This is a genomic window from Bacillus cereus group sp. MYBK108-1 (assembly GCF_051917185.1).
In the GTDB taxonomy this organism is placed as follows: Bacteria; Bacillota; Bacilli; order Bacillales; family Bacillaceae_G; genus Bacillus_A; species Bacillus_A cereus.
In genome coordinates this window covers 152814-167091 of the sequence record NZ_JBQAHZ010000010.1, presented here as the reverse complement: position 1 = coordinate 167091, position 14278 = coordinate 152814, and the positions used below count along the sequence as shown (strand labels likewise).

Here is a 14278-nt window from a genome sequence, read left to right as displayed (position 1 = left end):
TCGGATTAAATCCTTGAACGAGCGTTAACTTTAAATCCTTCGTAAATTTTGTCATACAAAAAACTGCACCTCCAATTGTTAGACTGTGTCTAACAATTGGGGTGCAGTTCATAAAGTCAATGATTTTTCATTGGCTTTTTTTGTTTGTTTCGGTTCTAAAGAAAAGGAGTTGTCCATAATGTGTAATAATAAAGCGTAGCGGAGGAATGTGATGAAAGGGTCACCGTTTATACGTGGAACGATATTTTTAACGATGGCAACGATGATATCAAAAATGTTAGGGTTTATATATGTTATACCATTTACAGCGATGGTCGGTACGAGTGGTTACGTTCTATACACATACGCATATCGTCCTTATACCATCATGCTCAGCATAGCAACAATGGGATTACCGCTAGCTGTTTCAAAGATGGTATCAAAATATGATCAACTGAATGATTATCATACGGTTAAGAGAGTGTTGAAAAGTGGAATCGTGTTTATGTTTATAATGGGAGTCATTTCGTGTTTTACGTTATATATGCTAGCTCCGCATTTAGCTAAACTTGTCATCGATGGGAATGATCAAACGGGGAATAGTGTAGGAGCGGTTACTACTAATATTCGAATTGTAAGTTTTGCGTTAATACTTGTGCCAGTAATGAGTTTATTAAGGGGCTTCTTTCAAGGATTTCAATCGATGGGGCCTTCTGCATTAAGTGTAGTTGTAGAGCAATTTTTTCGGGTTTTAACCATTTTAATAGGAAGCTTTGTCGTTTTATATGTTTTAAAAGCTTCTGTTTCGCTAGCAGTTGGTATTTCAACGTTCGGTGCCTTTATGGGAGCTGTAGGTGGATTAACTGTTTTAAGTGCGTATTATATGAGAAGGAGAAGGCACTTAAAGAAAAAAGAAATGGCAAGTATACCACAAACAACGAAATCTTCTTTCTCGCTTTATAAGGAGCTCTTTACATATTCTATTCCTTTTGTTGTAGTAGGCTTAGCAATTCCGTTGTATCAGACGATTGATACATTTACAATTAATAAACTACTTATACAGATAGGGTATATGCAAGGCGAAGCGGAAAAAATTAATGCGATAATTGGTCTTGTTCAAATGGTTGTGCTTATCCCGGTATCTGTTGCGACAGCTTTTAGTATGTCTCTCGTACCAGAGATGACGAAAGCTTACACAGCAGGAAATACGAAGCTATTGTACAAACATTTTACGAGAACAAATGTATTAGTAGTAGCGATTACGGTACCGGCGGCAATTGGAATGATGGTGTTAGCCAAGCCTGTATATACCCTTTTATTTGGTGCTGGAAATGATCCAGAGATGGGGAGAATCATTTTACAGTATTATGCTCCTGCTTGCATACTATTTTCTCTTTTTACAGTAACGGCTGCTATGCTACAAGGAATCAATCAACAGCAGAAGACGGTGCTAGGACTAGTGATTGGAATTATTGTGAAGATAGTTTTAAATATTGTATTGCTTCCGTATTTCGATTATGTAAGTTTTATCATTTCAACATACGCGGGCTATACGATTTCAGTCGGGTTTAACTTGTGGATGCTTTCTAAATATGTTATAAAGGCAACATAAGCTTTTAAGGCAGAGAGCACTCTGTCTTTTTCTATGTTTATCCCGCTCTAACGGGCAGTAAGATCCTCATCTCAAAATTCAGCGAAAGAAAAGAAGTTTGGTTGGGGGCGGGCAGCCCGTAAAAGCCCGATTGGTGAGGGCTGAAAATCAGTGGAGGGATGAAGCCCCCACTGATTAAAGTTTCACTTTATAATATTTTTCTTATAAAAACGTTTTCAAAATAATTTTTCTATTGAAATTTAAACGTATGTTTCATATGCTGAGAATGGCGGTTTAAAAACTGTGATTTAAGAGAGGTAGATTCCTACATGTAAAAAGAATCGGGGTGATAGTATGTTAAATATATATTTAACAGACCGAAACGGAAAACTACAAGAGATTGAGGAAATGCAAAAGGGGTGCTGGATTAATGTACTTCATCCAACAGAAGAAGAAATTCAATATCTAGTACAAACTTTAAATGTAGACTTAGATTTCATTAAAGACCCTTTGGATGATGAAGAACGCTCTCGTATTGAAAAGGAAGACAATAATACTTTAATTATCGTCGATATTCCGACAGTTAGACATGACGAAGAAGGAAATTCGATTTATGACACGATTCCAATAGGTATGATTGTGATGCCGGATTGTTTTGTTACAATCTGCTTAGAAGAGAATCCAATTTTTGAACGTTTTATTAATCAACGTATTAAAGAATTTTATACGTTTAAGAAGACGCGCTTTGCACTTCAGCTCTTATATACGATTTCTACTTATTATTTAAGATACTTAAAGCAAATAAATCGAAAAACAATTGATTTAGAGCATCAATTAAATCAGTCAATGAAAAATAAAGAGATTTTCACATTATTAGGCCTTGAGAAAAGTTTAGTATACTTTACAACGTCATTAAAGGCTAATAAAATTGTAATTCAAAAGTTAATGCGTAATAGTACATTTTTAAAAATGTATGAAGACGATCAAGATTTATTAGAAGATGTATTAATTGAAAATAAACAGGCTATTGAAATGGCGGAAATATATAGTCACATTTTAAGTGGAATGATGAATACTTTTAGCTCCGTTATATCAAATAATTTAAATAGTGTTATGAAACTGTTAACGTCAATTACCATCATTTTATCTTTACCGACGATGGTTTCTAGTTTCTTTGGAATGAACGTAAAGGTTCCGTTTGAAGGGGAAGCCCACGGTTTTGTAATTGTACTCATCATATGTGTAACACTATCTTTCACGTTAGCTTTTGTTTTTTGGAAGAAACGTTACTTTTAACGATAAGAAAGCTGCTCTAGCATAGTTATATAACTACGCTAGAGCAGCTTTTTTGCTATGAAATCTCAAATTTTGAATAGAATATAACTTGTACAATGTAATGTATATAAAGGATATGTATGCCATATAAACCTTGTTCAATTAATGAAATGGGGTTAAAATTACATATTGTTAATGAAAAGTTGGAGGAAATACATCATGGAATTGTTTCAATTACCGAAAGCATTCCTGCAAATGAATACAATTTTTATCTCCATATTGATCGAAGCACTTCCTTTCGTGCTCATTGGTGTATTTATTTCAGGATTCATTCAAATGTTCGTGACAGAAGATATGGTGGCAAAATGGATGCCGAAGAACCGATTTCTGTCTGTTTTATTAGCTACTTTTTTAGGTATGTTGTTTCCAGGTTGTGAATGTGGAATTGTTCCGATTGTAAGACGATTAATTGGAAAAGGCGTTCCACCATACGCAGGGATTGCATTTATGTTAACTGGACCTATTATTAATCCAGTTGTATTATTTGCTACTTATGTTGCCTTTGGGAGTAGTATGCACATGGTATGGTATCGTTCTATTGTAGCGATTATCGTAGCCATTATCGTTGGAATTATATTATCCTTTATGTTTAAAGAACATCAATTAAGAGATGATCACTTCCCAGAAGTGAATAATAAGCGTCCACTGCGTAAAAAAATGTGGGATGTATGTACACACGCTGTTGAGGAATTCTTCTCGATGGGAAAATATTTAGTACTAGGTGCGTTAATTGCAGCAGCGGTACAAACGTTTGTACAAACTTCCACACTTCTTGCTATTGGACAAGGTCCGTTTTCTTCATCAGCTGTTATGATGGGACTTGCTTACATTTTATCACTTTGTTCAGAGGCAGATGCATTTATCGCTTCTTCGTTCCAAAGTACGTTTTCAACAGCTTCACTTGTCGCGTTCCTCGTTTACGGACCGATGGTGGATATTAAAAATATGTTTATGATGCTTGCGACATTTAAAACGAAATTTGTAATTGTTGTTACAGTTACAGTTACTCTTGTTGTTTATGCAAGCTCACTACTCATTTATGCGATGGGGTGGTAGGTTATGTTTCGAGCATATATATTATTAGGTTTTACAATATTAATTGCGCAGCTTCATATTTCCGGTAACATTACGAAGTATATCAATATGAAGTATGCCTATTTATCAACAACAGCAGCAATTATTTTAGGTTTCTTAACGATTGTACAAATTATCGTCGTTTTCCAAAAAGAGCACCAAAAGGAAAAAGAGAAAAATGATTGTAGTTGTGACCATAGCCATTGCGGGCATGATCATTCAAAAGATGAGAATACATGGTGGAAAAAAGCATTTTCATACTCATTATTTTGTTTTCCAATTATCTCAGGGTTATTTTTCCCAATTGCGACGTTAGATTCGGATATTGTTAAAGCGAAAGGATTTCACTTTCCTGTTGCACAAGCAGAAAGTAAGGATCCATTTATGACAAGACAATTTCTAAGACCTGATACGAGCATTTATTACGGGAAAGAAGGATACCGTGGTGTAATGGAAAAAGGGAAGAAAGAGTTTGTTACGAAAGACAATATTAATTTGAAAGATGAAGACTTCCTAAAGGGCATGGAAACAATTTATAATTATCCTGGCGAGTTTACTGGGAAAAAATTATCTTTTAAAGGGTTTGTTTTTAGGGATGATTCTTCTAAAAAAGAACAATACTTCTTATTCCGTTTCGGTATTATACATTGCGTAGCAGATTCTGGTGTGTATGGTATGTTAGTGAAAAAGCCAGAAGGCGTAGAGTGGAATAATGATGACTGGATTCAAGTAGAAGGAGAGATAACTACTGAGTTTTATCAGCCGTTTCATGCGAATATTCCTGTATTAGAAGTAACAAAATGGAATAAAGTTGAACAGCCGAAAGAACAATATGTATTTAGAGGAGCCGATTGATAAAATCGGTTCTTTTTTGTGGACTAAAAGTTCTGAATGTTGTTAATATTAAACGTGTAGTTCATTTAGTATAGTGATTATTGAAATATTAGGGATAAATCATTAAAGGGGTGATAACAATGACAGAAGTAAAGGGGAAAACAGCCAATGAGTCAAGGGTGTTCAAAACGAGCCGAGTATTCCCAACAGATTTAAATGATCATAACACGCTATTTGGTGGGAAGATATTAGCGGAGATGGATATGGTTGCTTCTATTTCAGCATCCAGACATTCGAGAAAGGAATGTGTCACAGCATCTATGGACTGGGTCGATTTCTTACATCCTGTTCGTTCTTCAGATTGTGTTAGTTATGAATCTTTCGTAATTTGGACGGGAAGAACTTCGATGGAAGTGTTTGTGAAGGTAGTAGCTGAAGATTTAATTTCAGGTGAGAAGCGTATAGCGGCAACGTCATTCGTTACTTTTGTGGCACTTAGTAAGGAAAATAATCCAGTTCCAGTACCGCGTGTTATCCCTGAAACAGAAGAAGAGAAAGAATTACATCGTATTGCTGTGTTACGTGCAGAACAGCGTCATATACGTAAGGCAGAGAGTAAGAAAGTAGCCACATTGTTAACCTTTTGAGATGAATATTTAGCCATTTAAGTTACTATAGCAGTCGGAAATGGTTTTAAAATGAAAAGCGGACACCTAAAAATAGGTGTCCGCTTTTATAGTTTTTTCATCCACATATCATATGACAGTAGCTACTTAGCAGAAGCAAGCAGCACCGACGATGATTAAGAGGATAAATAATACGACTAATAGCGCAAATCCATTACCATGTGCGAAGCCCATTGTTATTTCCTCCTTTTATTTTAAGATACAACATACAATATGCAAATGAGCTATTGTTTGATATGGACATATATCATGCAATGACATATTTTCTTGAATGATAATGTAATAAAAAAGGGAAGATATAGAAATAACAGTAAGTGGAGAAAGGAATTTATCCATGAAGCACTTTTTCGCTATAATCCTTTGTTTAATAGGTGTATTCATTTGGATGAACATCGATGTGGAAATGGGGAAGGAAATGGCTAGTGAATATGAATTAGGACAAGTTCGATTAGGTGAATTTCAATTATATACGAACGGTGAAGAGTTATATAGAAAATTATTTGAGGATATAAACGATGCAGAAAAGTATATATATATCCATTTTTATATTGTAGGAAAAGATGAAATAAGCCAAGAGTTTTTACAGTTATTAGAGAAAAAAGCATCTAGCGGAGTAGAAGTGAAATTGTCAGTCGATCGGATAGGTGGATATAAGCTGAAGAAAAAGGTAATTAGCCGATTAAAGGAAAACGATGTGAAGTTTACATTTAGTAAAAAACCGAAGCTGAAAAATTTGTTCTATTCTTTGCATCAACGGAATCATAGACGTATTGTTACGATAGATGGAAAGGTATCATACGTCGGTGGCTTTAATATCGGAAAGGAGTACCTTGGACAAAATCCAAAGTTTGGGCCATGGCGTGATTATCACGTGCGCATCCATGGTGAGGGTGCAGCGGATATGGAAAGAAAATTCGCCGAAGATTGGAAAGAAGATACAGGAGAAAAAATGCCTATACATGAAAGTATACCTACATTAGGGAATGTGAAATATCAATATTTATTTTCAAATGGAAAAGGCTTATGGGAAAAGTATGGGGCACTTTTAAAAAAGTCTAAAAAGTCTTTAATTATCGCTACACCATATTTTGTACCAAGTAAAGAAATGGTGAAAGAGTTAAAAGCTGCATTAAATCGTGGTGTTAATGTAAAAATTCTCGTGCCATTTAAAAGTGATGCCGTATTGTTAAAACAAGCTGCCTATCCATATTTGAAAGATATGTTACATGCTGGAGCGGAGATTTATCAATATCAGAATGGTTTTTTTCATGGGAAAGTAACAATCATTGATGGGGAAATTGTTGATATTGGTACCGCAAACTTTGATAATAGAAGTTTTTATTTAAATACGGAGTCTAATTGTATTATCTATGATAAGGGAGTAACAGCGGACGTATGGAACCGATTAAAAGAAGACTTTCATAAATCAAAAAGATTTTCGGAAGAAGATTTTGAGAAAATAAGTAAATGGGATTGGTTTTTAGCAAGAATAGCAAATGTTATAGCATCATATTTATAGTATATGGACAAAAGAGAAGGGAGGCGCTTTAATGGACTGTATGAAAGAATTAATGAAATATAGTTATATGCTAATATGTAAGGTTGGAGAGTATGCTGGAAAGGTCAGAGACGAAGAATTAAAAAATCTATTACAGCACCATTTACCATATATGTTACAAGCATATAATGAACAAGTAAATTTTCAAGAAGGAGAGAATGTGCAGCATATAACCTGTGAAACAATGGAGTTTGATTTGCATGAAATGGGAAAGGAAACAGTTAGTAAATATACAGGGGATATTCATATTGCAACCAGTTATATTGCGCATTTGAAACGATTAGCTTTAAAGTTTGCTCAAGTTGCAGTGGAAGTTGCTAACCCAGAGTTTCGCTCATTTTTGGAAAATTGTTTCCTGAAAATGAACCGTTACGCTTATAGTGTGTGGCAATATGTTATGAAGAAGGAATATAAGATTACACATCTATATGAAAATGAAAAATTTGCATGAGAAACTAAGGCGAAATGGTATGCGCCTTAGTTTTTTTACGTCCATTGAGAGAAAAAACTAGTTTTATTGTGTATCGATTGGAAATGAAATATATAAATTAAAATTAGGTTTTGTTATCGGAAAATTTACAAAAATTTACCGTATATTTACTGTTTTTCAATCTCTCCTTTAAAAATAGAGAGTAATATGAGGTTGTACATATTCTATCACAAGGAGGAAACGCAAATGAACAAATGGGTTAAATCATTAACTGCTATGGCACTTGCAAGTTCTTTATTAATGGTAGGTTGTAGTAAAGGTGAGGACAAGAAGAAAGAAGACGACACAACAACACAACAAGAGGACAAAAAGGATAAAGAAACAAGCGGAACCGAGAAGTCTACTGATTCTAAAGAAAAGAAATAAAGTAATAATAAAGCTTCCTCTTATATATGAGGAAGTTTTTTTGTTGTAAATTGACTGAGATTATTGAAAAATAGAAAGAGAATGAAAGAGGGGGAAAACAAATGAAAGTATGTATATTGGGAGCAACAGGACGAGTAGGTTCAAACATAATTAATTTAGCATTAAAGGATTCAGCTGAAGTGACTGCATTAGCGCGTGATTTAAATAGAATAGAAATACAACATGAAAGGTTAAGAGTGATAGAAGGGAATGTATTGAACGAAAATGATATAAAGAAAGCGATAGAAGGAAGTGATATAGTAATTAGTGCACTTGGAACGGATCAAAATGGAACATTAGCGAAGAGTATGCCACAAATTATAAAGAAAATGGAAGAATATGGGGTTCGTAGGATCATAACAATAGGAACAGCTGGTATTTTACAAGCAAGAACAGATCTAAATTTATATCGTTTTCAATCAACGGAATCAAAAAGGAAAACGACAACGGCAGCGGAAGATCATTTGGCTGCATATAAGGTACTAAGTAATAGTAATAATTTATGTTGGACAGTTGTTTGTCCGACACATTTAATAGATGGTGAGGCGACAGAGGTATATCGAACTGAAAAAGATATATTGCCAGAGGGTGGATCAAAAATTACAGTGGGTGATACAGCACACTTTGCATGGGATCTATGTAAGAAAAATATATATGAAAATAGTCGAGTAGGTATTGCATATTAAAAAACCATCCCGAAGTCGGGATGGTTAAAAGATGATATAACACAAGAAGATGATAATCATAATGATTTGGAGAATTGCTTTCGCTACTGTACTGCTTAAAAAACCAACTACAGTAGCGACTCCAACTAGAAAAGCATCTTTTGGCGATTTTTTATGTACTAGTTCTGTTATAAATACTGATAAGAACGGTATGATAATAAGTCCGAATGGTGGGAAGAAGAACGAGCCGACAATGATAGAAATCATTCCGACACGTTCGCCCCATTTAGAACTACCGTATTTTTTTAAGAAATATCCATTTGCAATAAAATCAGCAACGAAAATGAAAAGAGTGAAAATGACTTGAATAATCCAAAAAGAAGTTGTTAATTCGCCTCCATTTATACCGAAATGGTAAATCAAATATCCAGCCCAGACAGCTAGTATGCCAGGGATAATTGGATAAATAAAGGCGAGAAATGAAACAACGAAACAGGCAATGATACAAATTGTTAATAAAACAGTCACTTTATAGCTCCTTTTTAATATCTAGTTTATGTACAGCAACTTTTTTGACTTGATGTCCATCAAGTTCTAATACTTTAAATTGAAAACCAGCATATTCAATGGAATAGCCAGCTTCAATATTTAAGTCAACTGCTTGAGAGAGAAGCCATCCTCCGATTGTATCTAAATCACTATCATCAATATGTAGGCCAAACATATCATTTACTTCAGAAATAAGCACTTTTCCATCTAAAACAGTAAGCTTAGGTGTACGCTTTTCAATCATAGGTGATTCATCAGCATCGAATTCATCTTGAATTTCTCCAATGATTTCTTCAAGAATATCTTCCATCGTTAAAAGTCCGGCAGTACCACCATATTCATCCATAACGATTGCCATCTGAACGCGATTTTTTTGAAGGTGGACTAACGTTTTACGAATTGGAACTGTTTCAAATACAGTTAGAACAGGATGTATATAAGATTCAAGTGGTTTATAAATACCTTTCGTTTGATCATGGAATACTTCTTTCGTATTGATCATCCCGATGATATCATCTTTATCTTTTTCAATGATTGGATAGCGTGTATATTTTTCAGTAGCGACGATATCCATATTTTCTTCTAACGTATTTTCAGTAGACAAGCAAATCATTTCGGTACGAGGAACCATAATTTCTTTCGCAACTCGATCATCAAATTCAAAAATGTTATTTACATATTTATATTCGGTTTGGTTTATTTCACCGCTTTTAAAACTTTCACCTAAAATGAGTCGCAATTCCTCTTCAGAATGAGCAAGTTCACTTTCCTTCGCAGGTTCTAATCCGAGTAGTTTTGTGAAAAATATAGCTGTACTATTGAGTAGCCAAATGAATGGATACATAATTTTATCAAATAAAATAAGCGGTCTTGCAAATTTGAGTGTGATTGCTTCTGCTTTTTGAATTGCGAAAGACTTTGGAACTAATTCACCTAATACAACGTGGAAAAATGTAATAACACTAAAAGCAATAACAAAAGATAAAGTGTTAGCCATTGTTCCAGTAATATTAATTTTTTCAAAGAGCGGCCGTAGTATATGTTCCACAGTCGGTTCACCAAGCCAACCAAGCCCTAAAGAAGTGATTGTAATTCCGAGCTGACAAGCTGATAAATAAACATCTAAATTAGATAGGACGCTTCTTGCAGCTAAAGCTTGTTTATTACCTTCATTTGCAAGTTGGTCAATTCGACTTTTTCGTACTTTTACAACAGCGAATTCTGATGCAACGAAAAAGCCAGAAATAAGAATAAGTACAAAGATGAGAAAAATATTTAATATGTCCAAGCGTGTTCTCCATTCCAAGGTCTGGAATAAAGATGTCACCTCCTGCAATTATGTTATACTTTTATAATAAATCCAAATGAAAAGAATAGTCAAAGGAAAAGGGTAAATATTGGTATGTTTCTGTAATAGTTTTTGAATTTGCTGTTATTTTGTCCGCTATACAAAAGGAATAACCCCCTACTTTTAGATTATAGAGGGTTATTTTAAATTAAGGTTTTGGAACACTTCTCGTTAAAGTGTATGACTGTTGCTTGGAGTAGTTTGTGGTCCATAGTGTTTGAAGGAAAGAAAGTATGCTATATGGGATATAGAGTAGTAATAAGCCGATTGTAACAATTATAGGTGAATTTCCGCCAAATTGAACGATAAATTGTAACAGTCCATTTGCATGAAAAACGCATTCCATAAAAACGAATGAAAGAATAATGGAACCTAAAATTGATTTATGATTTGAAGTAAGCGCTAAAAACAATGTGTCTACAAGAAAAGAATCATGTTTTATTTCATATTCATTTGTGTTTTTTAAGAAAGGAATCCATTTTTTTACTGCTTGCATAACGATAATCATGGAAGTACTACATACGATGATAAATGATGAGTAGTAAGGAAGGTTTATAAATTGTGCGATGTATAGAAGTAGTAATAAGACTGAACATTGTAATACTACAGTGCAAAAAGAGTAAGGTATCCATTTCAATACAGTAGTAAACTTTTTAAACGAGTTAGGTACTTTGAAAAATAAATGGCCGATACCCAAACTTATGAAAAATCCGATCGCAAGGGTAAAAGTAAAACGAACAATCGATATAAAATATATTTCCCATATGTAAGGGAATAATGGTGTTGAATGATTAGAAGTATGTATCATTTGGTTTGCTGAGAAAAAGATAGATTCATGCATCCAATCAACCTTTGGAATTGATATAGAAGAAAGCTGTGCGAAGTTTTGAAAAATGCTAATAAATCCATTTTGATAAGAGTAATTGTGTGTAATAAAAAGAGCTGGAATAGGACTTATGGCAAAAATAACAATAACACCAATTATAAATTTACATATATGTGAGCGTAATAAGGACATATAACCACCTACTCTTAGAATATTCAGAAAATTCTTATTCTTATTTTAGCTTTTTTTGAAAGAAGTTACAATATATTTTTCATTTAGTAATTCAGAGAGAAGATTTGATAGCAAAAATATACAAGTGAAGGATTCATGAATAAATTATGACAAGAAAATGAATAATTTTCAGAAAAATAAAATAAATCATTTATTTTTTTCTGAAAATATAATATAGTTATGGCACAGAAAGTATTTTAACATAAGGAGGCTTTTTATGAGGATTAAAGGGAATTACGTGCCGAAAAGGGAAGTTTTACTGTGCTCAAGTTCGATTACGATTGGGGAAGCGTTAGAGCATTTAAATAAAACGGGGTATCGTTGTGTACCAGTTTTAGATGAAAAAAAAGAGAAATTTTTAGGGAATATATATAAAGTAGATATTTTAGAATATAAAGGATCACTTGATGAGAGTGTAATACAATTATTAAACGATAAAGAAGGATTTGTGAGAGAAGATTCATCTTTCTTTAAAGTATTTTTTACAATAAAAAAATTGCCTTATTTATCAGTAGTTGATGAAAAAGGGGTTTTCCTTGGAATTTTAACGCATAAAAAAGTTTTTGAGTTATTAGAGGATGCATGGGGCGTTCACTCTAGTAAATACTCTGTCATGATTGGAACGCAAGACTATAATGGAGCAATCCAAAAATTATCGACAGTTTTAAAGAAATACACTGGTATTCAAAGTTTGATGACTTTTGATAATGATGCCTTATTAGTTCGTAGAATTATGTTTACATTAGGAGAAGAGTTTAACGACGGTGAATTAGAGACATTATTGAAAGATTTAGAAGATCACGGATTTAGAGTTGTGTATGTGGAAGAGATGAAAAATCCACGTGAAGTTGAAACGATAGAGTAACATAACAAAAGCCATCTAATTATATATTAGATGGCTTTTGTATGTTACGTGTATAAAGTTATTTGAAAATAACAATTGAATAATAGGTGAGATTGTAACAATATTTGTGTAAGAGAATAAAAAATGTAGATAATTTCGATTTTCAAAAAAATCAATTTGAAAATATGTTTTTATTTTGCAACTAAATATGTTACTATATGTGTGATAAAAACAAAGAGGTCTGACATCTACACTCCACGTAATAACACTCTAATGATTTAAAAATTCAAAAAAATCAAAATTCAAAATAATAATTGTATTAATGATTAGAGTAAAAATAAGGGGAATGGAGAAATTATGGAGAAAGACACTGCTTTGTAAGGGGCATATTTTATCATCTTGAGCAGAGAGGAGGATGCATAGCATATTGTAAAATATAGAGATAAACAATGAAAAAGTGCTATGCAAATGAAGAGCATGAAGGGACGTTTAAGGCCAGGTGATACGGTAGCAATTGGTTTAATGCTATTTGCATTATTTTTAGGAGCAGGAAATTTAATTTTTCCGCCAGTTTTAGGTCAACAAGCAGGAGAGAATGTTTGGATTGCTACAATAGGATTCCTTGTAACGGGAGTCGGATTACCCCTACTAGCTGTAACAGCTGTCGCGTTTGTAGAGGGGGACTTGAAAGCGCTATCTTCTAGAGTCCACCCTATATTTGCGTTTATTTTCCCATTGATTAGTTATTTAGCAATTGGACCATTTTTCGCGATTCCTCGTACTGGAGCTGTTTCGTTTGAAATGGGTATGAAGCCGTTTTTATCAGAGGCAATGGTTTCAGAGTGGTACATGCTATTTCTTTTCACGATAGTTTTCTTCGGAATAACGTGGTATTTATCATTAAATCCATCTAAATTAGTGGATTGGTTCGGAAAGTTTCTTACACCATTATTAGTATTAATTGTCGCTGTTATTGTCGGAAAGGCAATTATTGATCCAATTGGAGAGCCAGCTGCGCCGTTAGCTGCTTACAAAGAAAATGCTTTCTTTGGTGGATTTATTCAAGGATATTTAACGATGGATGCAATTAGCGCGCTTGTATTCGGAATTGTCGTTGTACAAGTTATCCGCTCTAAAGGGATAAAAGAGAGTAGTCAAATTGCAAAAATAACAGTAGTATCAGGTATTATTGCTGTACTTGGTTTAACGTTAATTTATTTATCACTTGCTTATCTTGGTTCAACAAGTACATCACTTGGTATCTCAGAAAACGGTGGCCTTATTTTAACGAATGTTGTAAATGAGCTATATGGGACGAGTGGTAAAATTTTATTAGGGCTTGTTATTATACTCGCTTGTTTAACAACTTCTGTTGGGTTAACATCTGCGTGTGCAGGTTTCTTTACAAACTTATTCCCAAAACTTTCGCATAAAACGATTGTAACAATGGTATGTGTATTTAGTTTAATTGTATCTAACCTAGGTTTAACACAATTAATCGCAGTAACATTACCTGTGTTAATGATCATTTATCCAGTTGCAATTGTATTAATCGTACTTTCGTATTTCCATAAGTGGATTGGGAAGCGTAATACAATTTATATTGGAGCTATTTTAGGTGCATTGTTAATTAGTTTCTTTAACGGTTTAGAAAGTGCGAAAATTAAAATTGACGCGATTTCTAATGTACTACAAATGTTACCGTTATATAACGAAGGAATCGGATGGTTAATTCCATCATGTATTGGCGGGATTCTCGGTTTCTTCTTCTATAAATCAAATGAATCAAGTGAATTACAAAAGAAAGGTGCTTAGGCACCTTTCTTTTTTTGAAGGGGATTTTTGTATTTTGTCTAAGTAATA

General features: G+C 33.7%; 15 protein-coding genes. 11 read left to right on the top strand and 4 right to left on the bottom strand.

Annotated elements, in window-relative coordinates; genetic code table 11:
- The first annotated feature begins 211 nt into the window (after positions 1-211).
- The 5 genes from ACTFSL_RS16345 (at position 212) to ACTFSL_RS16325 (ending at position 5460) form a co-directional block, all read left to right on the top strand.
- Entirely contained in the window at positions 212-1591 is a 1380-nt protein-coding gene (locus tag ACTFSL_RS16345; protein WP_086409186.1) for a putative polysaccharide biosynthesis protein, read from the top strand.
- Between the two features lie 333 nt (positions 1592-1924).
- Complete coding sequence (locus ACTFSL_RS16340; RefSeq protein ID WP_000932389.1) at positions 1925-2866, top strand: magnesium transporter CorA family protein; 942 nt, start codon at positions 1925-1927, stop codon at positions 2864-2866.
- 198 nt (positions 2867-3064) lie between these two features.
- Positions 3065-3961, top strand: coding sequence for a permease (locus ACTFSL_RS16335; protein WP_098611991.1), 897 nt, complete (start codon positions 3065-3067; stop codon positions 3959-3961).
- Between the two features lie 3 nt (positions 3962-3964).
- Positions 3965-4834: a TIGR03943 family putative permease subunit gene (locus tag ACTFSL_RS16330; protein ID WP_000488059.1), complete on the top strand. Its 870-nt coding sequence runs from the start codon at positions 3965-3967 to the stop codon at positions 4832-4834.
- A gap of 119 nt (positions 4835-4953) precedes the next feature.
- Complete coding sequence (locus ACTFSL_RS16325; protein WP_000141164.1) at positions 4954-5460, top strand: acyl-CoA thioesterase; 507 nt, start codon at positions 4954-4956, stop codon at positions 5458-5460.
- Positions 5461-5586: 126 nt separating this feature from the next.
- Here ACTFSL_RS16325 and ACTFSL_RS16320 read toward each other — a convergent pair whose 3' ends face one another.
- Entirely contained in the window at positions 5587-5673 is an 87-nt protein-coding gene (locus ACTFSL_RS16320; RefSeq protein ID WP_000505094.1) for a YjcZ family sporulation protein, read from the bottom strand.
- Positions 5674-5833: 160 nt separating this feature from the next.
- Here ACTFSL_RS16320 and cls point away from each other — a divergent pair, with 160 nt between their 5' ends.
- From cls to ACTFSL_RS16300, 4 genes are all read left to right on the top strand, one after another.
- Complete coding sequence (cls, locus tag ACTFSL_RS16315; protein WP_119683213.1) at positions 5834-7018, top strand: cardiolipin synthase; 1185 nt, start codon at positions 5834-5836, stop codon at positions 7016-7018.
- A gap of 31 nt (positions 7019-7049) precedes the next feature.
- Positions 7050-7508 (top strand): spore coat protein, encoded by a 459-nt coding sequence (locus ACTFSL_RS16310; protein WP_098770570.1) that lies wholly within the window; start codon positions 7050-7052, stop codon positions 7506-7508.
- Between the two features lie 225 nt (positions 7509-7733).
- Positions 7734-7913, top strand: a complete 180-nt coding sequence (locus tag ACTFSL_RS16305) for a hypothetical protein (protein ID WP_001045960.1) — start codon at positions 7734-7736, stop codon at positions 7911-7913.
- A gap of 101 nt (positions 7914-8014) precedes the next feature.
- A complete protein-coding gene (locus ACTFSL_RS16300) occupies positions 8015-8638 on the top strand; it encodes an NAD(P)-dependent oxidoreductase (RefSeq protein WP_439962293.1) in 624 nt (207 codons plus the stop codon).
- A gap of 24 nt (positions 8639-8662) precedes the next feature.
- Here the strand turns inward: ACTFSL_RS16300 and ACTFSL_RS16295 are convergent, their stop codons facing one another.
- The 3 genes from ACTFSL_RS16295 to ACTFSL_RS16285 form a co-directional block, all read right to left on the bottom strand.
- Positions 8663-9145, bottom strand: a complete 483-nt coding sequence (locus tag ACTFSL_RS16295) for a DUF456 domain-containing protein (protein WP_000217339.1) — start codon at positions 9143-9145, stop codon at positions 8663-8665.
- 1 nt (position 9146) lies between these two features.
- Complete coding sequence (locus tag ACTFSL_RS16290) at positions 9147-10454, bottom strand: hemolysin family protein (RefSeq protein WP_000353738.1); 1308 nt, start codon at positions 10452-10454, stop codon at positions 9147-9149.
- A 208-nt stretch (positions 10455-10662) separates the two neighbouring features.
- Positions 10663-11532, bottom strand: a complete 870-nt coding sequence (locus ACTFSL_RS16285) for a hypothetical protein (RefSeq protein ID WP_000055268.1) — start codon at positions 11530-11532, stop codon at positions 10663-10665.
- A gap of 256 nt (positions 11533-11788) precedes the next feature.
- Here ACTFSL_RS16285 and cbpA point away from each other — a divergent pair, with 256 nt between their 5' ends.
- Together cbpA and brnQ4 are read left to right on the top strand one after the other, a co-directional pair.
- Positions 11789-12436: a cyclic di-AMP binding protein CbpA gene (gene cbpA / locus ACTFSL_RS16280; RefSeq protein WP_001220526.1), complete on the top strand. Its 648-nt coding sequence runs from the start codon at positions 11789-11791 to the stop codon at positions 12434-12436.
- A 456-nt stretch (positions 12437-12892) separates the two neighbouring features.
- A complete protein-coding gene (brnQ4, locus tag ACTFSL_RS16275) occupies positions 12893-14230 on the top strand; it encodes a branched-chain amino acid transport system II carrier protein BrnQ4 (RefSeq protein ID WP_011110049.1) in 1338 nt (445 codons plus the stop codon).
- Positions 14231-14278: the final 48 nt, after the last annotated feature.

What these genes read in the sequence shown, in the direction of transcription:
- ACTFSL_RS16330 (WP_000488059.1), top strand. Translation starts at nt 3,965, where the DNA reads ATGTTTCGAGCATATATATTATTAGGTTTTACAATATTAATTGCGCAG.
- ACTFSL_RS16340 (WP_000932389.1), top strand. Translation starts at nt 1,925, where the DNA reads ATGTTAAATATATATTTAACAGACCGAAACGGAAAACTACAAGAGATT.
- brnQ4 (WP_011110049.1), top strand. Translation starts at nt 12,893, where the DNA reads ATGAAGGGACGTTTAAGGCCAGGTGATACGGTAGCAATTGGTTTAATG.
- ACTFSL_RS16305 (WP_001045960.1), top strand. Translation starts at nt 7,734, where the DNA reads ATGAACAAATGGGTTAAATCATTAACTGCTATGGCACTTGCAAGTTCT.
- ACTFSL_RS16345 (WP_086409186.1), top strand. Translation starts at nt 212, where the DNA reads ATGAAAGGGTCACCGTTTATACGTGGAACGATATTTTTAACGATGGCA.
- ACTFSL_RS16310 (WP_098770570.1), top strand. Translation starts at nt 7,050, where the DNA reads ATGGACTGTATGAAAGAATTAATGAAATATAGTTATATGCTAATATGT.
- cbpA (WP_001220526.1), top strand. Translation starts at nt 11,789, where the DNA reads ATGAGGATTAAAGGGAATTACGTGCCGAAAAGGGAAGTTTTACTGTGC.
- cls (WP_119683213.1), top strand. Translation starts at nt 5,834, where the DNA reads ATGAAGCACTTTTTCGCTATAATCCTTTGTTTAATAGGTGTATTCATT.
- ACTFSL_RS16325 (WP_000141164.1), top strand. Translation starts at nt 4,954, where the DNA reads ATGACAGAAGTAAAGGGGAAAACAGCCAATGAGTCAAGGGTGTTCAAA.
- ACTFSL_RS16335 (WP_098611991.1), top strand. Translation starts at nt 3,065, where the DNA reads ATGGAATTGTTTCAATTACCGAAAGCATTCCTGCAAATGAATACAATT.
- ACTFSL_RS16320 (WP_000505094.1), bottom strand. Translation starts at nt 5,673, where the DNA reads ATGGGCTTCGCACATGGTAATGGATTTGCGCTATTAGTCGTATTATTT.
- ACTFSL_RS16300 (WP_439962293.1), top strand. Translation starts at nt 8,015, where the DNA reads ATGAAAGTATGTATATTGGGAGCAACAGGACGAGTAGGTTCAAACATA.
- ACTFSL_RS16285 (WP_000055268.1), bottom strand. Translation starts at nt 11,532, where the DNA reads ATGTCCTTATTACGCTCACATATATGTAAATTTATAATTGGTGTTATT.